Source organism: Pelomonas lactea (assembly GCF_043555885.1).
GTDB lineage: Bacteria > Pseudomonadota > Gammaproteobacteria > Burkholderiales > Burkholderiaceae_C > Pelomonas > Pelomonas lactea.
In genome coordinates, this window is record NZ_JBIGHX010000003.1 from 399,727 (window position 1) to 416,887 (window position 17,161).

Annotated in this window: 19 protein-coding genes; 12 read left to right on the plus strand and 7 right to left on the minus strand. The window is 69.8% G+C overall.

The window, feature by feature from the left end; genetic code table 11:
* Positions 1-33: 33 nt before the first annotated feature.
* Both ACG04Q_RS10375 and ACG04Q_RS10380 read left to right on the plus strand, forming a co-directional pair.
* The gene (locus ACG04Q_RS10375) at positions 34-915 is read left to right on the plus strand and encodes a hypothetical protein (protein WP_394510839.1); all 882 of its coding nucleotides are present in this window, start codon (positions 34-36) and stop codon (positions 913-915) included.
* 116 nt (positions 916-1,031) lie between these two features.
* The gene (locus tag ACG04Q_RS10380) at positions 1,032-1,244 is read left to right on the plus strand and encodes a hypothetical protein (RefSeq protein ID WP_394510840.1); all 213 of its coding nucleotides are present in this window, start codon (positions 1,032-1,034) and stop codon (positions 1,242-1,244) included.
* Between the two features lie 14 nt (positions 1,245-1,258).
* Here ACG04Q_RS10380 and ACG04Q_RS10385 read toward each other — a convergent pair whose 3' ends face one another.
* From ACG04Q_RS10385 to ACG04Q_RS10415, 7 genes are all read right to left on the minus strand, one after another.
* Positions 1,259-1,648, minus strand: a complete 390-nt coding sequence (locus ACG04Q_RS10385; RefSeq protein WP_394510841.1) for a hypothetical protein — start codon at positions 1,646-1,648, stop codon at positions 1,259-1,261.
* A gap of 20 nt (positions 1,649-1,668) precedes the next feature.
* Positions 1,669-3,441 carry a glutamine--tRNA ligase/YqeY domain fusion protein gene (locus ACG04Q_RS10390; RefSeq protein ID WP_394510842.1) on the minus strand — a complete coding sequence of 591 codons (1,773 nt, stop codon included), beginning with the start codon at positions 3,439-3,441 and terminating at the stop codon, positions 1,669-1,671.
* Positions 3,442-3,495: 54 nt separating this feature from the next.
* A complete protein-coding gene (locus tag ACG04Q_RS10395; RefSeq protein WP_394510843.1) occupies positions 3,496-4,299 on the minus strand; it encodes a hypothetical protein in 804 nt (267 codons plus the stop codon).
* Positions 4,300-4,456: 157 nt separating this feature from the next.
* The gene (locus ACG04Q_RS10400) at positions 4,457-4,708 is read right to left on the minus strand and encodes a hypothetical protein (protein WP_394510844.1); all 252 of its coding nucleotides are present in this window, start codon (positions 4,706-4,708) and stop codon (positions 4,457-4,459) included.
* Between the two features lie 51 nt (positions 4,709-4,759).
* On the minus strand, positions 4,760-5,536 hold the full coding sequence (locus ACG04Q_RS10405; protein WP_394510845.1) for a LytR/AlgR family response regulator transcription factor: 777 nt from the start codon (positions 5,534-5,536) through the stop codon (positions 4,760-4,762).
* Positions 5,533-6,606, minus strand: coding sequence for a sensor histidine kinase (locus tag ACG04Q_RS10410; RefSeq protein ID WP_394510846.1), 1,074 nt, complete (start codon positions 6,604-6,606; stop codon positions 5,533-5,535). Before ACG04Q_RS10410 ends, ACG04Q_RS10405 begins: the two co-directional genes overlap by 4 nt.
* An 81-nt stretch (positions 6,607-6,687) precedes the next feature.
* Complete coding sequence (locus ACG04Q_RS10415; RefSeq protein WP_394510847.1) at positions 6,688-8,235, minus strand: helicase HerA-like domain-containing protein; 1,548 nt, start codon at positions 8,233-8,235, stop codon at positions 6,688-6,690.
* 77 nt (positions 8,236-8,312) lie between these two features.
* On the opposite strand from ACG04Q_RS10415, the gene ACG04Q_RS10420 reads away from it, so the two are divergent.
* From ACG04Q_RS10420 to tolB, 10 genes are all read left to right on the plus strand, one after another.
* Positions 8,313-9,035 carry a YebC/PmpR family DNA-binding transcriptional regulator gene (locus ACG04Q_RS10420; protein ID WP_394510848.1) on the plus strand — a complete coding sequence of 241 codons (723 nt, stop codon included), beginning with the start codon at positions 8,313-8,315 and terminating at the stop codon, positions 9,033-9,035.
* The gene (purD, locus tag ACG04Q_RS10425) at positions 9,035-10,321 is read left to right on the plus strand and encodes a phosphoribosylamine--glycine ligase (protein WP_394510849.1); all 1,287 of its coding nucleotides are present in this window, start codon (positions 9,035-9,037) and stop codon (positions 10,319-10,321) included. Before ACG04Q_RS10420 ends, purD begins: the two co-directional genes overlap by 1 nt.
* Positions 10,318-10,938 carry a 1-acyl-sn-glycerol-3-phosphate acyltransferase gene (locus tag ACG04Q_RS10430; RefSeq protein WP_394510850.1) on the plus strand — a complete coding sequence of 207 codons (621 nt, stop codon included), beginning with the start codon at positions 10,318-10,320 and terminating at the stop codon, positions 10,936-10,938. The genes purD and ACG04Q_RS10430 overlap by 4 nt, the downstream gene beginning before the upstream one ends.
* Positions 10,935-11,870 carry an oxygen-dependent coproporphyrinogen oxidase gene (gene hemF, locus ACG04Q_RS10435; protein ID WP_394510851.1) on the plus strand — a complete coding sequence of 312 codons (936 nt, stop codon included), beginning with the start codon at positions 10,935-10,937 and terminating at the stop codon, positions 11,868-11,870. The genes ACG04Q_RS10430 and hemF overlap by 4 nt, the downstream gene beginning before the upstream one ends.
* Positions 11,867-12,454 (plus strand): nicotinate (nicotinamide) nucleotide adenylyltransferase, encoded by a 588-nt coding sequence (gene nadD / locus ACG04Q_RS10440; protein WP_394510852.1) that lies wholly within the window; start codon positions 11,867-11,869, stop codon positions 12,452-12,454. Before hemF ends, nadD begins: the two co-directional genes overlap by 4 nt.
* Entirely contained in the window at positions 12,455-13,177 is a 723-nt protein-coding gene (rsfS, locus tag ACG04Q_RS10445; protein ID WP_394510853.1) for a ribosome silencing factor, read from the plus strand.
* A complete protein-coding gene (gene rlmH, locus ACG04Q_RS10450) occupies positions 13,177-13,644 on the plus strand; it encodes a 23S rRNA (pseudouridine(1915)-N(3))-methyltransferase RlmH (protein WP_394510854.1) in 468 nt (155 codons plus the stop codon). The genes rsfS and rlmH overlap by 1 nt, the downstream gene beginning before the upstream one ends.
* Positions 13,641-14,246, plus strand: coding sequence for a Maf family protein (locus tag ACG04Q_RS10455; protein WP_394510855.1), 606 nt, complete (start codon positions 13,641-13,643; stop codon positions 14,244-14,246). Before rlmH ends, ACG04Q_RS10455 begins: the two co-directional genes overlap by 4 nt.
* Positions 14,247-14,292: 46 nt before the next feature.
* Positions 14,293-15,777: a ribonuclease G gene (gene rng, locus ACG04Q_RS10460; RefSeq protein ID WP_394510856.1), complete on the plus strand. Its 1,485-nt coding sequence runs from the start codon at positions 14,293-14,295 to the stop codon at positions 15,775-15,777.
* 81 nt (positions 15,778-15,858) lie between these two features.
* Positions 15,859-17,136, plus strand: a complete 1,278-nt coding sequence (gene tolB, locus ACG04Q_RS10465; RefSeq protein WP_394510857.1) for a Tol-Pal system beta propeller repeat protein TolB — start codon at positions 15,859-15,861, stop codon at positions 17,134-17,136.
* Positions 17,137-17,161: the final 25 nt, after the last annotated feature.

A 17,161-nucleotide genomic window follows, 5' to 3' on the forward strand; every position in this document is an offset into this window, starting at 1 on the left:
CCCGGCGCCGCCGCGCGGGGCTACATTGCCCCCATGTTGCCCAGGCGCCAGCTGCTGACGAGCCTTCCCGTCCTGCTGGCGGCGGGGTCGGCGCGTGCCTCTGAGCTGGTGCTGACGCTGCGTGCCCCGGACGGCGAGGCCGACATGCGCAATGCCTACGTGCGCGACGCCGTGCAGCTGGCGCTGCAGAAGACCGAGCGCGACGACGGGCCGTTCAGGCTGGTGTTGTCGCTGCCGATGAACAAGCAGCGCGCGCTGCTGGAAGCCTCGGCGCGGACGGTGCTCAACTTCCTCGTCGTCACGGGGCCGGAAGTGGGCCGCGCGGCCGGGCTGGTGCCGGTGCGCTTTCCCATCCATCTGGGCGTCAACCGCTACCGCGTCTGCTTCGTGCATGCGCCCAGCCAGGCGGCTGTGCGTGCGGCGGACAGCCTCGCCGCCGTGGCCCGGCTGCGCCATGTGCAGGGGCGCGACTGGGCCGACGTGGCCGTCATGCGGGCCAATGGCTTCACGGTCGCGGAGGTGGCGACCTACGAAGCCTTGTTCGAGGTCGTGGCCGTGGGTCGCGCCGACCTGTTCTGCCGCAGCGTGCTGGAGGTGGGGCACGAAATCCAGGCGCACGCCGGCATGCCGGGACTGGCGCTGGACGACAGCCTGCTGCTGTCCTACGACCTGCCACAGTATCTCTACACGCATGCCGACAACCGCACGGCCATCGAGCGCTTGGAGCGCGGCCTGCGGCTGGCGTTTGCCGACGGGTCGCTGCAGGCCTTGCTGCGGCGCTATCTGGAGCCGGCACTGGCCCGGCTGGCGCTGCCGCGGCGGCGGCTGTTCCTGCTCAGGACACCCACGCCGACCCGGGTGGAGATGGACGACCGGCCGTTCCAGATCGACCTGCTGCGCAGGGCCGGCCGTTGACGGCGTGACATGTTGGCGCCCGGGCCGCTCAGGGAGGGGGTGCGCGGCGCGGTTGCGACGTTTTCACGCGCGGCGGGTGAGGGCGGCGCCTAGTCTCGCATCCAGCGAGGTGCCCCATGAACTCACGCCCCATGCCCCTGATGTGCGACGACTATGAGCTGCGTTTCGAGTCCCTGTTCCAAGCCGGTCGCGCGCTGGCCTTCCCATGCGACAAGCATGGCGGTGTGCTGCTGGATTCTCTGAGCGAGAAGGCGCGGCAGAACTACCTGTTCGCGCGCGCCGTTGTGGGCCGCGATTACGCCAGCCCCATCGTCCTGCGCCGCGGCTGAGGCCGCGGCTATCGTCAGACGGCGTGGATCTCTACGGTGGGCCGCGCACCCGCCACCACGTTCAGGCAATCGTTGGTGCTAACCACGAAGTATTCCGTGATGCCTGGCGCGTCGCTCGACAGGAAGCCGCTGCGCAGGGACTCTTGCGCGAACCAGCCGTTCTCGCTGATCTCGAAGAGCCATCCGTGGTCAGCAGCGCAGCGGGGCCAGAACTCCAGCAGATTCCCCTCATCCAGCAGCCGAAAGCCCACCACTTCGGTGAAGGTGGTCACTGCCTGCTGTACTTCGTCGGGGCAGGTCAAGGTGAGCACCAGCTTGTCGCCGTCGTAGCGAACCTCGGACAGAAAGACGGCGGCGTGAAACCGGTGACCTGTGTCAACCGCACTGGCGGCCGCCTTCAGCATCGGCCCTTCAGCCCGCTGCTTCACTTTGCGAAGCTGTCCTTCAGCCCCGTGATCTTGTTGAACACGGGCTTGTCCGCCCGGTGGTCCACCCGGTCGGTCACGAAATACCCGTGGCGCTCGAACTGCCAGCGCTGGTCGGCCGCGGCGCCGGCCAGCGACGGCTCGACGAAGCCCTGCACCACGCGCAGCGAGTTCGGATTCAGGAACTCGATGAAGTCGCGGCCGCCGGCGTCCGGCTGCGGCTCGGCGAACAGGCGTTCGTACAGCCGCACCTCGGCCGCCACGGCTTCGTGCGCGCCCACCCAGCCGATGGTGCCCTTGACCTTGACGGCATCCGCACCCGGCGTGCCGCTCTTGGTATCCGGGATGACCGTGGCGAGGACGGCGGTGATGCTGCCGTCGGCGTCTTTCTCGGCGCCGGTGCATTCGATGATGTAGCCGGCCTTCAGCCGCACCTTGTTGCCGGGGAACAGCCGGAAGTAGCCCTTCACGGGCGCTTCCATGAAGTCCTCCGCCTCGATCCACAGCTCGGGGCCCAGCGAGAACTTGCGCAGGCCCAGCTCCGGCTTGTGCGGGTGGGCGGCGGTTTCGCAGGGCTCGCGGTGGTCGGTACTGCCGAACACCTCGCCGTAGTTGGTCAGCTTCAGCTTCAGCGGCTGCAGCACCGCGAAGGCCCGCGGTGCCTGTGGCTCCAGGTCGGCACGCAGCGCCTGGTCCAGCACCGTGTCGTCGATCCACGCGTTCTGCTTGCTGGCGCCGGTGGCTTCCACCATCGCGCGCAGGCTGGCCGGCGTGAAGCCGCGGCGACGCAGGCCGACGAGCGTGGGCATGCGCGGGTCGTCCCAGCCGCTGACGTGCTTGTCTTCGACCAGCTGACGCAGCTTGCGCTTGCTGGTGACGACGTAGTTCAGGTTCAGGCGGCCGAACTCGATCTGCTGCGGCAGCGGACGGGCCAGCAGGCCCAGATCGGCGAGCTGGTTCAGCAGCCAGTCGTAGAAGGGGCGCTGGTCCTCGAACTCCAGCGTGCAGATGCTGTGCGTGATGCGCTCCAGCGCGTCCTCGATGGGGTGCGCGAAGGTGTACATCGGGTAGATGCACCAGGTTTTGCCGGTGGCGTGGTGCTCGGCATGCTTGATGCGGTACAGCGTCGGGTCGCGCAGGTTGATGTTGGGCGAGGCCATGTCGATCTTGGCGCGCAGCACCATCGCGCCGTCGGCATGCCGGCCATCGCGCATCTCGCGAAAGCGCGCAAGGTTCTCTTCGGCTGAGCGGCTGCGGAAGGGGCTGTCCACGCCCGGGCGACCGAAGTCGCCGCGGTTGGCGCGCATCTCGTCGGCGCTCTGTTCGTCCACGTAGGCCAGGCCGGCAGTGATCAGCGCCTCGGCGGCCCGGTACATGAAGTCGAAGTAGCTGCTGGCCTCAAACAGGTTGTCGCCCCAGCTCCAGCCCAGCCACTGCACCATCTCCTTGATGGCGTTGACGTACTCCAGCTCCTCCTTCTCGGGGTTGGTGTCGTCGAAGCGCAGGTGGCAGGCGCCGCCGAAGTCGCGCGCCAGGCCGAAGTTCAGGCAGATGCTCTTGGCATGGCCGATGTGCAGGTAGCCGTTGGGCTCGGGCGGGAAGCGGGTGCGGATGCGCGCATCGTCCAGCGGGCCGGCGGCGTGGTGGGCGGCGTCGCCCGGCGTGCCAGCGAAGTGGCGGCCGTCGAACGTGCCGGCAGCGAGGTCTTGCTCGATGCGCTGGCGCAGGAAGTTCGTCGCGGGGGCGGGCGCGGGGGCGGCGGGATGGCTCATCGTCGGCTCTGAAATGGGAGCGGGCCGTGTGCCCGGCCCGCGATGCCGCCAATTCTAAGGACGCCGCGCCGGCAGCCTGACATGGGCCAGCCCGATGCTGATCCACACGGCCACGCTGAAGTACAGCGTCATCCACACCACCTCGCTGCGCCAGTGCGCCCAGTCATGCGAGACGGTCCAGCGGCTGGATGCGTCGGCGATGCCGGCCGCCAGCGTCTGGTAGGCGCGGCCGGCAGCCTCGTCGGCCAGCCAGCGCGCCCAGTACATGGGCACGTCGACGAGGAACATGTAGCCCGCATACAGCGTGCCGGCCGTGATGGCCGCGGCCAGCCAGCGGCGGCCCCGCGCGCCGACGCGTCGCCACAGCCCCAGCATGGCCGCCACGCTGAGCACGGCCACCGTGCCCCACAGCGCTTCCTCGGCGACGTGGCCGATGTTGCGCGTCGTCAGCACGGCGTTCCAGGAGTTGATCTCGGCAATGGCGATCAGCGGCACGATGGCGTAGGCCACGCGCAGGCTGAACAGGTGGCCCGTGGCCAGCGCGGCGCCGCGCAGCAGCAGCGCCCACTGGGCCGCGAAGCTCAGCTCGGCGATGGTGGCCACCGTGCGGCCAACGATGACGCTGGACGCCCAGGAGTCCACCATGACGACGCGTGGCACGTCGAACACCGGCAGCACCGAGCGGTAGCCGCAGCCCAGCACGTACAGCGCCGACAGCACGAGCTGCAGCCGCTGGTGCGGCCATGTCGTGCCGTCGGGGCGGTGGCGGTGCAGCCAGGCGGTGGAGGCCGTCCACGCGATCAGGTTGACGCCGGCAATGGCGCACAGCGCCTGCCACCAGAGGGTCGCGTCGGTCATCGCGGTCTCCTTCCATTGCGCGGGTTGTCGAGCCCTGGCGGGCCGAGCGATGGGCCGCTCCCGAGCCGGCCCGCACTGGCGATGTGCTGGCCGGTCGATCCGGCCAGCATCGCCGTCCCCTCGGGGGACCGGCCAACGTACCCGTTGGACGAGGGGCTCACGATTTCGGCGGCCGGCCGGTCTTCACGGGCGCCAGCCGGTCCAGCGCCGCGGCCAGCTCGCGGTCGTCCAGCGCGGCCAGCACCTGCAGGCCGGCGCGCAGCAGCTCGCTCTTCTTGGCCTCCCGCTGCTGGCCGTGCAGGCGGTGCTTGAGCGCCTTCAGCAGCGCGTAGTCGGCCTCGGGCATCGTGAAGCCGTCGCGCACGAGCTTGGCGCGTTCGGGGGGCGGTGGCTTGCGGTCGTGGCTCATAACGATGAAAACCGTTTATACGGTTTCCATCGCCGCGGCGCTACCTCGACGTCACAGCGCCTTGAACCGGCCGGCGTGCACGCGGCTGACGGTCAGTCGCTCGGGCCGCTGGCGCAGCTCCAGCAGCACGGTGCCGTTGTCCTGCCGCGCCGCGCGGGCCACGGCGTCGATGTGCACGACGGTGGAGCGGTGCACCTGCCAGAAGCGTTCAGGGTCCAGCTGCGGCAGCAGCTCGCGCAGCGGCGCGCGCACCCAGTAGTCGCGCTCGGCGGTGACGGCGCGCACGTACTTGTCGGCGGCTTCGAGATAGCAGATGTCGTCCACGGGCACCAGCTCGATGGCGTCGCCCACGGCGGCCTGCAGGTGGCGCAGCCGCGGCGCGGGCGCGGCGGCCTGGGCCAGCAGTTGCTGGAGCGAGGCCAGCGTCGCGTCGCCCAAGGCCGGCTGTGCCAGGCGCGACTGCAGCCGGGCCGCGCTTTGCGCCAGGCGTTCGGGTGTCACCGGCTTGAGCAGGTAGTCGGCCGCAGCGGCGTCGAAGGCCTGCAGCGCGTACTGGTCGTAGGCCGTCACGAAGACGAACAGGGGCAGGGCGCCGGCGTCGTCGGGCCAGTCCTCGGTGATGGCCTGCGCCGCCTCCAGTCCGGTCATGCCGGGCATGCGGATGTCCAGGAAGCAGACGCGCGGCCGGTGGCGCAGCGCCAGCTCGACGGCGGCCGGCCCGTTGCCCGCCTGGGCCACGATCTGCAGCGCGGGCCAGGCGGCGGCCAGCTCGGCGCGCAGGTCGTCGGCCAGCAGGGGTTCGTCTTCGGCGATCAGCGCGGTGGTCATGTCGGGAGGGCGATGCGGGCGATGCTGCCGCCGCCCGGCTGGGGCTGCAGCGTGAAGGTGGCGGCGTCGCCATAGCGCTGCGCCAGCCGCTCGCGCACCTGGGTCAGCCCGAAGCCGGCGCCCACGCTGCCCAGTTCGCTGGTGCCGGCCAGGCCCGCGCCGCTGTCGGCCACCTCCAGCACCAGCCGGCCCGGCTCGCGCAGGGCCGACACGCGCAGCTCGCCGCCCTGCACGTGCGGTTCCAGCCCGTGCTTGATGGCGTTCTCCACCAGCGGCTGCAGCAGCAGCGGCGGGATGGTGATGGCGCCCAACCCGGCCGGCAGCGCCAGATGCACGCGCAGGCGCGCGCCCATGCGCAGCTGCATCAGTGCGAGGTAGTCGGACAGGCGCTCGAACTCGTCGGCCAGTGCGTGCTCGGTGGCGCGGCTGGCCTGCAGCGTGGCGCGCAGGTAGTCGATGAGCCGGTCCAGCATCTGCTGCGCTTCGTCAGGCCGCAGCTTGATGAGCACGCGCAGATGGGCCAGCGTGTTGAACAGCATGTGCGGCTCCAGCTGGCTTTGCAGCAGCGCCAGCCGCGCCTCGGCCGCCTGGCGTTCGGCCTGGGCCTGCTGCAGCTGGGCCAGGTTCAGCTTGAACACCGCGAAGAAGAACATCGACGCCAGCAGCGAGACCAGCAGCGTGAACGCGAACGACAGCGCGAAGCGCCGGTCTGCGACGTTCCACAGCAGCGTTGACCGGTTGCCGGTCAACGTGTCGGCCAGCCACTGGCCGCCGGTGAAACCCAGCACCGAGCCCAGCAGGATGCACGGCATCATCCAGCCCCAGCCTATCCAGACGTTGGGGGGCGCGGACGGCGTGCCTCGCCAGCGGCGCAGCAGCCACTCCAGCCCCTTCTGCAACAGCGAAATGCAGGCCGATATCTGCACGCCGATCGCGAACGAGTACAGCATGCTGTAGCCCAGCTGCCCGCCGCGGATCAGGTAGTTCAGCAACCCCACGATGACGCAGATGGCCACCGTGCCGCCGACGTGGATGGCCCAGTCGTGCGATTTGCAGGGGAAGGATGTCATGGCGGCAGCATGGAGCCAGCGCCCGAGGCGGGCCAGAGGCTTGCGACGGACGGGGGCCTTGTGGCGCGAACGGCGCCGCGCTCAGCGCCGACGGCCCCCGCCACCGCCCAGGATGCTGCCCAGCACGCCGCGGATGATCTCGCGCCCCACGGCCGAGCCGATGCTGCGCACGGCCGATTGCGCCGCCTTCTCGGCCAGTCCGGGGTGGCGCCCGCCGCGCGGGCCGGTGGTGCCGAACAGCACGTCCTTGAGGCCGTCCATCAGCCCGCCGCCGGACTCAGCCGGCGCGGGCTGGGCCGGCGCGCCCTTGAACACCTGGCCGGCCTCGCCCGCCATGCCGCCGCCAGCGGGCGCCGCGGGCTTGCCGTTGAGCTTCTCGTAGGCGGATTCGCGGTCCAGCTGCTTCTCGTAGACGCCGGCCACCAGCGAGTTGGCGATCAGCGCCTGCCGCTGCGTGGGCGTGATGGGGCCGATCTGGCTGCCCGGCGGCAGCACGAACACCCGCTCGGTGATGCTGGGCCGGCCCTTCTCGTCCAGCAGGCTGACCAGCGCCTCGCCGACGCCCAGTTCCGTGATGGCGGCCGCGATGTCCAGGCCCGGCTTGGCGCGCATGGTCTCGGCGGCGCTCTTGACGGCCTTCTGGTCACGCGGCGTGAAGGCGCGCAGCGCGTGCTGCACGCGGTTGCCCAACTGGCCCAGCACGGCGTCGGGGATGTCCAGCGGGTTCTGCGTCACGAAGTACACGCCCACGCCCTTGGAGCGCACGAGGCGCACGACCAGCTCGATGCGCTCCACCAGCGCGTCCGGCGCGTCCTTGAACAGCAGGTGGGCCTCGTCGAAGAAGAACACCAGCTTGGGCTTGTCCAGGTCGCCCACCTCGGGCAGCGTCTCGAACAGCTCGCTCAGCATCCACAGCAGGAAGGTCGCGTACAGCCGCGGTGCGTTCATCAGCTTGTCGGCGGCCAGCACGTTGATGACGCCCAGGCCCGACTCGGTCTGCATGAAGTCGGCGATGTTGAGCATCGGCTCGCCGAAGAACCTGTCCCCGCCCTGGGCCTCGATCTGCAGCAGGCCGCGCTGGATGGCGCCCACACTCGCGGCCGACACATTGCCGTACTGCGTCGTGAACTGGCTGGCGTTGTCGCCGACGTGTTGCAGCATCGCGCGCAAGTCCTTCAGGTCCAGCAGCAGCAGGCCCTGGTCGTCGGCGATCTTGAACACCATCTGCAGCACGCCGGCCTGCGTCTCGTTCAGCGCCAGCATGCGGGCCAGCAGCAGCGGACCCATGTCCGACACGGTGGCCCGCACGGGGTGACCCTGTTCGCCGAACACGTCCCACAGCGTCGTGGGGCAGGCGATCTTGTCGGCCGGTTCGAGGCCGCGGTCCTTCAGCACGGCGAGCAGCTTCTCGCTGGGGTTGCCGGCCTGGCTGATGCCGGTCAGGTCGCCCTTCACGTCGGCCATGAAGACGGGCACGCCGATGCGGGAGAAGTTCTCGGCCAGCGTCTGCAGGCTGATGGTCTTGCCGGTGCCCGTGGCACCGGTGATGAGGCCGTGGCGGTTGGCCAGCGCGGGCAGCAGCAGGCACTCGATGTCGCCATGGCGGGCCAGCAGGATGGGGTCGGTCATGGACGCTCCTCTAAAATCACACTTCTGCCAACGATAAATCAGGCCGCTGCACCGTCAGCCGGCCGGGAGCCGAACTTATGGCTGGTCATTCCAAATGGGCCAACATCCAACACCGCAAAGGCCGCCAGGACGAGAAGCGCGGCAAGATCTGGACGCGCATCATCCGTGAGATCACGGTCGCGGCCCGCCAGGGCGGCCCCGACATCAAGGACAACCCGCGTCTGCGGCTGGCCGTCGACAAGGCCAAGGCCGCCAACATGCCGGCCGACCGGATCAAGTACAACATCGACAAGGCCAGCGGCAACATCGATGGCCTGACGTACGAGGAAATCCGCTACGAGGGCTATGGCATCGGCGGCGCGGCCATCATGATCGACACGATGACGGACAACCGCGTCCGCACCGTGGCCGAGGTGCGCCACGCCTTCAGCAAGTACGGCGGCAACATGGGCACGGACGGCTCGGTGGCCTTCCAGTTCAAGCACGTGGGCCAGCTGCTGTTCGCGCCTGGTACGTCGGAGGACAAGGTCATGGAAGTGGCGCTGGATGCCGGCGCCGAGGACGTCATCACCGGCGACGACGGTGCCATCGAGGTGCTGACCTCGCCCGCCGACTATGAAGTCGTCAAGGCGGCGCTGGAAGCCGCCGGCCTGGTGCCTGAGCTGGCCGAGGTGACGATGCGCCCCGAGAACACCATCGCGCTGACCGGCGAGGACGCCGAGCGCATGCAGAAGCTCTTGGACGTCATCGAAGACCTCGACGACACCCAGGCCGTCTATCACAACGCGGAACTCGGCTGATGAAAGTCCTTGTCATCGGCAACGGCGGCCGTGAACACGCGCTGGCCTGGAAGCTGTCGCAGGCCGAGCGCGTCAGCCAGGTCTACGTCGCCCCCGGCAACGGCGGCACCGCGCGCGACGAGCGGCTTCAGAACGTGGCCATCTCCGCGACAGACCCCCAGGCCCTGGCCGACTTCGCGGCGCAGGAGAAGATCGCACTGACCGTCGTCGGCCCCGAGGCCGCGCTGGCGGTGGGCGTCGTGGACGAATTTCGTGCCCGCGGCCTGCGCATCTTCGGCCCCACCAAGGCGGCCGCGCAGCTGGAGAGCTCCAAGGCCTTCGCCAAGGACTTCATGAAGCGCCACGGCATCCCGACGGCGGCCTACGAAACCTTCTCCGACCCCGCCGCCGCCCACGCCTACGTGGACGGTCGAGGTGCTCCCATCGTCATCAAGGCCGACGGGCTGGCGGCGGGCAAGGGCGTCGTCGTCGCGATGACGCTGGAAGAGGCCCACGAGGCCATCAGCTGGATCCTGGAAGACAACAAGCTCGGCGTCACGCACAACGCCGGTGGTGCGCGCGTCGTCATCGAGGACTTCCTCGCCGGCGAGGAGGCCAGCTTCATCGTCGTCTGTGACGGCAGGCATGTCGTGTCGCTGGCCACCAGCCAGGACCACAAGCGCCTGCTGGACGGCGACGAAGGCCCCAACACCGGCGGCATGGGCGCCTACTCGCCCGCGCCGGTCGTCACGCCCAATGTGCATGCCAAGGTCATGCACGAGATCATTCAGCCCACCATCGCCGGCATGGCCAAGGACGGCCATCCGTTCACCGGCTTCCTGTACGCCGGGCTGATGATCGACGAGCACGGCCAGCCGCGCACGGTGGAGTTCAACACCCGCATGGGCGATCCCGAGACGCAGCCCATCATGATGCGGATGAAGAGCGACCTGTTCGAGCTGCTGATGCACGCGACCGACGGCACGCTGGACCAGGTCGAGCTGCAGTGGGACCGCCGCGTGGCGCTGGGCATCGTGCTGGCGGCCGAGGGCTACCCGCTGAATCCGCGCAAGGGCGACGCCATCACCGGCCTGCCGGCGGACGACGCCGAGGCCATGGTCTTTCACGCCAGCACCACCGAGCAGGACGGCAAGCTGCTCACCAGCGGCGGCCGCGTGCTGTGCGTGACGGCGCTGGGCGAGTCGGCCCGCACGGCGGCGCAGAGTGCCTACGACCTCGTCACCGGCATCCAGTTCGCCGGGCGGCAGTACCGCAGCGACATCGGCCACCGCGCCATCAAGCGTTGACGCGCAGCCCCACCGTCCTGACCGGGCCGTTGCATGCCACCGGCCGCCAGAGCCGGCTGGCCCGCGGCCTGCTGGGGCTGTGCGGCTGGACGCTTGACGTGCCCGGGCTGCCGGCGGAGCAGGGTGTCATCCTGGTCTACCCGCACACGTCCAACTGGGATTTCGTCGTCGGCGTGCTGGCCAAGTGGTCGCTGGGGCTGCAGCTGCGCTTCTGGGGCAAGGACAGCCTGTTCAAGGTGCCTTTGCTGGGGCCGTGGGCGCGCTGGATCGGCGGCGTGGCCGTGGACCGCAGCAGCCCGCACGGGCTGGTGGGCGACACGGTGCGCCAGATGCGGGCCGCCGCTGCCCGCGGCGAGCGCTTCTGGCTGGCCGCGGCGCCGGAGGGCACGCGTTCGCTGGCCACCGGCTGGCGCACCGGCGCCTACCAGGTGGCCGTGCAGGCCGGCGTGCCGGTGGGCCTGTGCTATTTCGACTTCAAGGAGCGCGTCGTGTCGCTGACGCGCTTCATCCAGCCGACCGGCGACGTCGACGCCGACTTCGCCGCCTTTGCCGACTACCTCGGCCACCGCACGGGCAAGCGCCCCGCGCTGGCCAGCCCCATCCGCCCGCGCCCATGAACTCACAAGCCGTTCGCGACTATCTGCTCGACCTTCAGCAGCGCATCGTCACCGCGCTGGAAGCGGCCGACGGCAATGCCTTCGTCAGCGACGGCTGGGTGCGCGAGCCCGGCGGCCGACTGGAGGGCGACGGGCTGTCCCGTCTCATCGAAGGCGGCGCCGTGTTCGAACGCGGCGGCGTCAACTTCTCGCACGTGAAGGGCCGGGTCTTGCCGCCCTCGGCCACGCAGCATCGGCCTGAGCTGGCCGGCGCGCCGTTCGAGGCCATGGGCGTGTCGCTGGTCATCCACCCTCACAACCCCTTCGTGCCCACCGTGCACATGAACGTGCGCATGTTCGCGGCGCTGCCCGCGAACGCGCCGGCCGTCACCTGGTTCGGCGGCGGCATGGACCTGACGCCGTACTACGGCTACGAGCGCGACGCCCAGCACTTCCACCGCACCTGCCGTGATGCGCTGGCCCCCCACGGCGACGACCTGCATCCGCGCTTCAAGACCTGGTGCGACGAGTACTTCTTCCTGAAGCATCGCAACGAACCGCGCGGCGTGGGCGGCATCTTCTTCGACGACTTCAACGACGGCGGCTTCGACCGTGGCTTCGCACTGATCCGCTCGGTGGGCGACGCCTTCCTGGACGCTTACCTGCCCATCGTGCAGCGCCGCCAGGGCTATGCCTACGGCGAGCGCGAACGCGACTTCCAGGCGTATCGTCGCGGCCGCTACGTCGAGTTCAACCTCGTCTGGGACCGCGGCACGCTGTTCGGCCTGCAGTCCGGCGGCCGCACCGAATCCATCCTGATGTCCATGCCCCCGCAGGTGAGCTGGCGCTACGACTGGGCCCCCGAGCCCGGCACGCCCGAGGCGCGGCTGTACAGCGACTTCCTGCGGCCACGCGACTGGGCCGACGAAACCCCCACGGCGCTGTGGCTATGAAGCTGGCCCTGTTCGGCGGCAGCTTCGACCCGCCTCACCTCGGCCACCTGGCCTTCGCCCGCTTTGCGCTGGACGCGCTGGCGCCCGAGCGCCTGCTGTGGCTGCCCGCCGGCCGGCAGTGGCAGAAGCCCGACCAGGTGATGGCCGCCGGCGTGCACCGCGTGCAAATGCTGCGCCGGCTCACCGCGGGCGAGCCGCGGTTCTGCGTCGATGACCGCGAGCTGCATCGCCGGGGCCCCAGCTTCACGGCGGACACGCTGGGCGAATTCAAGCGCGAGGCGCCGCAGGCCGAGCTGATGTTCCTCATCGGCCAGGACCAGTACGCCCGCCTGCCCACCTGGTACCGTGCCGAGACGGTGGCGCAACTGGCCACGCTGGTGGTCGTGCCGCGGGCGGGCGAGGCCGTCGTAACGCCGCCGGGCATGCCGCCGCACCGCCTGCAGGTGCTGAACCTGCCGGACATCCCCCTCTCATCCACCGCCGTGCGCAACGCGATCGCGCGTGGCGACGACATCAGCCCCTTGGTGGGCGCCGACGTGGCGAGCTATATTGACTCGCACCGTCTTTACGGGAAGAAGCCCTGAATGGACATTCGCAAGCTGCAACGCGCCATCGTCGATGGTCTGGAAGACGTCAAGGCTCAGAACATCGTCGTGTTCAACACCGAACACCTGTCGCCACTGTTCGAGCGCGTCATCATTGCCTCCGGCACCAGCAACCGCCAGACCAAGGCGCTCGCTTCCAGCGTGCGTGAGACGGTCAAGGGCCGCGGCATGACGGTCATGCGCACGGAGGGCGAGGACAACGGCGAATGGATCATCGTGGACTGCGGCGCTGCCGTCGTTCATGTGATGCAGCCTGCCATCCGCGACTACTACCACCTTGAGGAAATCTGGGGCGAGAAGCCCGTCAAGCTCAAGGTCGCCAGCGGTGAGACCAAGCTCGTGAAGGCCTCCGAAGACACCGCGCCCGCCGCGAAGAAGGCGCCGGCCAAGAAGGCTCCGGCCGCCAAGACCGCGGCAGCCCCGGCCAAGAAGGCTGCGCCTGCCACCAAGACGGCAGCCAAGAAGGTGCCGGCCAAGAAGACGCCGGCGCGCGTCGCCGATGCCAAGGCACCGGTGGCCAAGACCATCAAGGTCGGCGCCGCCAAGCCGGCCGCGAAGAAGCCCGCGGCCAAGAAGGCGGCCGTGAAGACGACGGTGGGCGTCAAGAAGGCAGCGCCCGCGAAGACGGCGGCAAAGACCACCGCCAAGGCCGCTCCGGCCAAGAAGGTGGCCGCCAAGAAGGCGCCGGCCAAGAAGGGCTGATGCGGCTCTTCCTTGTCGCCGTGGGCCAGCGTCAGCCGGCCTGGGCGGACACCGCCTATGACGACTTCGCCAAGCGCTTTCCGCCCGAGCTCAGGCTGGAGCTGAAGGCCGTCAAGGCCGAGACGCGCGGCAGCAAGACGGCCGAGCAGTTGATGGCGGCAGAGGCCGCACGCATCGAGGCCGCGTTGCCGAGAGGCGTGCGCCGCATCATCCTGGACGAGCGCGGCGAACGCCGCACCTCTGTTCAGCTCGCCGAGCGTTTGAAGCTGTGGATGGGGGAGGGCCGCGACGCCGCCCTCATCATTGGCGGCCCGGACGGCCTGCATCCCGACCTCAAGGCCACGGCCGACGAGACGCTGCGCCTGTCCGACCTGACGCTGCCGCATGCCTTCGCCCGCGTGCTGCTGGCCGAAGGCCTGTACCGCGCCTGGACCGTGACGACCGGCCACCCCTACCACCGCGAATGAACGCACCGCTTCTCTACCTCGCCTCGCAAAGCCCGCGCCGCCGCCAGTTGCTGGACCAGCTGGGCGTGCGGCATGAACTGCTGCTGCCCGGCGACGACGAGGACGCCGAGGCGCTGGAGGCGGTTCATGCGGGTGAGCTGCCCGAGGCCTACTGCGCCCGCGTCACGGCCGCCAAGCTGGACGCGGCGCTCGCCCGGCGGGCCGCGCGCGGCCTGACGCCGGCGCCCATTCTGTGCGCCGACACGACGGTGGCCGTCGAGGACCTGATCCTCGGCAAGCCCGAAGACGAGGCCGACGCGCGCCGCATCCTCGCGCTGCTGTCCGGCCGCAGCCACCGCGTCATCACGGCCGTGGCCGTGGCCGACGGCCGCCACCGCGCCCAGGCGCTGAACGTGTCGCACGTCGAGTTCGCGCCGCTGTCCGCCGCGCAGATCGATCGCTACGTCGCCAGCCGCGAGCCCTTCGGCAAGGCCGGCGCCTACGCCATCCAGAGCCAGGCGGCGGCCTGGATCGTGAACATTGCCGGCAGCTACTCGGGCATCATGGGGTTGCCCCTCTTTGAGACCGCCGGCCTGTTGGAGAAATTCGGCTTCGAGTTCTGACGTCTGCGCGCCGCGGCGCGCAACCGTCAGCATTCAAGGATGAGAGATGGAAGACATCCTGATCAACTGGTCCCCGCAGGAGACGCGGGTGGCGGTGGTCGAGAACGGCGCCGTGCAGGAGCTGCACATCGAGCGCACGTTGGAGCGGGGCCTGGTCGGCAACGTCTACCTCGGCAAGGTCGTGCGCGTGCTGCCGGGCATGCAGAGCGCCTTCATCGACATCGGCCTGGAGCGCGCGGCCTTCCTGCACGTGGCCGACCTGCACAGCGCGTCGCAGTTCGGCCATGGCCGGCATCAAAGCGCGGACACGCCGCCCACGCCCATCGAGCGCCTGGTCTTCGAGGGCCAGCCGCTGACGGTGCAGGTCATCAAGGACCCGATCGGCACCAAGGGCGCGCGGCTGTCCAGCCAGATCAGCATCGCCGGCCGCATGCTGGTGTACCTGCCGCAGGACGAGCACATCGGCATCAGCCAGAAGATCGGCTCGCCCGAGACGCGCGAGGCCCTGCGCGCCCGCATGGCGGCGCTGGTAGGCAGCAAGGAGCAGGGCGGTGGCGGCGGCTTCATCCTGCGCACCAACGCGGAAGACGCGTCTGACGAGGAGCTGGCCGCGGACATCGCCTACCTGCGCAAGACCTGGCACCAGATCCGCGAGAAGGCGCTGAGCACCGCGCCGGCCAGCCTGTTGCACCAGGACCTGAGCCTCGTCGAACGCGTGCTGCGCGACCTGACCAACGAACGCACGGGCCACATCCGCATCGACTCGCGCATGCAGTACGACGTGCTGCGCGCCTTCGGCGAGACCTTCATGCCGTCCGCCACGGCCAAGCTGGAGCACTACCGCGGCGAGCGGCCCATCTTCGACCTGTGCAACGTTGACGCCGAGATCGCCCGGGCGCTGGCGCGCAAGGTGGAGCTGAAGTCCGGCGGGTCCCTCGTGTTCGACCAGACCGAGGCGATGACCACCATCGACGTCAACACGGGCGGCTTCGTCGGCGCGAAGAACTTCGACGACACCATCTTCAAGACCAACCTCGAGGCGGCCGGCGCCATCGCCCGCCAGCTGCGCCTGCGCAACCTGGGCGGCATCATCATCGTCGACTTCATCGACATGACGCGCGAGGAGCACAAGGCCGCCGTGCTGGCCGAGTTCAAGAAGCAGCTCAGCCGCGACCGCACCAAGGTCACCGTGGGCGGCTTCACGCAACTGGGCCTGGTGGAGATGACGCGCAAGCGAACGCGCGAGTCGCTGTCCCGCATGCTGTGCGAACCCTGCCGGACCTGCGAGGGGCGCGGCCAGGTGAAGACGGCGCGGTCGGTCTGCTACGACATCCTGCGCGAGATCCTGCGTGAGGCGCGCCAGTTCTCGCCGCGCGAGTTCCGCGTCGTCGCCGCTGCCAACGTCGTGGAGATGATGCTGGACGAGGAGAGCGCCCACCTGGCCGGCCTGTCCGACTTCATCGGCAAGCCCATCTCGCTGACGGCCGAGCCCACCAACCAGACCGAGCACTACGACATCGTGCTGCTGTAGCGCAGTGTTTGCATAAGGGATTGCAAAGTCGGGGCCTTGTCTGACGTCCCAGCCGGGTCGACTGCGGCAGAATCGCGCGCCATGTTCGCACCCGTTTCCCGTCGCCGCAGCCTCGCGGCCCTCGCCATGCTGGGCGCGGGGCCGGCCCTGGCCCAGGTCAAGATCGTCATCGCTGGCGTTGGTGGCACCCGCATCCCGGTGGCCATCGTCGACTTCCGCGACGAGTCCAAGTCGCCCCAGCCCATCGCCGCCATCATCCGCGCCGATCTGGAGCGCAGCGGCCTGTTCCGCACCGTTGACGTGGCCGGCGCCCTCAGCGAAACCAGCGCGCCGGCCTACGCCGACTGGAAGGCCCGCCAGGTGGACGATCTCGTGGCTGGTTCCGTCAGTCGGCTGGCCGACGGCCGGCTGGACATCCGCTTCAAGCTGTGGGATGTCGTGCGGGGCGCCGAGGTCATCGGCCAGGCCCAGGCCGTGCATCCCGACGACGCGCGCCTGGCGGCCCACCGCATCGCCGATGTCATCTACGAGAAGCTCACCGGCGACAAGGGCGTGTTCGCCACGCGCATGGCCTACGTCACCAAGGCCGGGCGGCGCTACAGCTTGGTCATCGCCGATGCCGACGGCGAGGGCGCCAAGGTCGCGCTGACCAGCCCCGAGCCCATCATCTCACCCGCCTGGGCGCCCAACGGCCGCGAGCTGGCGTATGTGTCGTTCGAGAGCGGCAAGGCCACCGTGCGCATCCAGGACGTACAGACCGGCGCGCGCCGCGTGCTGGCCGACTTCAAGGGCACCAACAGCGCGCCCGCCTGGTCGCCCGACGGCGGCCAGCTCGCACTGAGCCTGTCGCGCGAGGGCGGCACGCAGCTGTTCGTCATCAACCGCGACGGCTCCGGCCTGCGCCGCCTCGCGCAGAGCAGCGCCATCGACACCGAGGCCTGCTACGCCCCCGACGGCAGCAAGATCTACTTCGTCAGCGACCGGGGCGGCGGCCCGCAGATTTACCGCATGCCCGCCGGCGGCGGCGCGGCCGAGCGCGTCACGTTCAACGGCAACTACAACATCAGCCCCGCCATCAGCCCGGACGGCCGCACCATGGCCTACGTCACGCGCAACGGCGGCGCCTTCCGGCTTTGCGTGATGGACATCGCCACCGGCCAGTCCCAGCAGATCAGCGACGCCAACGACGACGAAAGCCCGTCCTTCGCGCCCAACAGCAAGCTCATCGTCTACGCCAGCCGCGCCGGCGGCAAGGAAGTGCTGATGACCACCACGCTGGACGGCAAGATCAAGACGCCGCTGCTGGTCACGCTGGCCGAGGTGCGCGAGCCGACCTGGGGCTCTTTTGGCGCCCAGTGATCGTATGACTCGCACCATGTTGGAC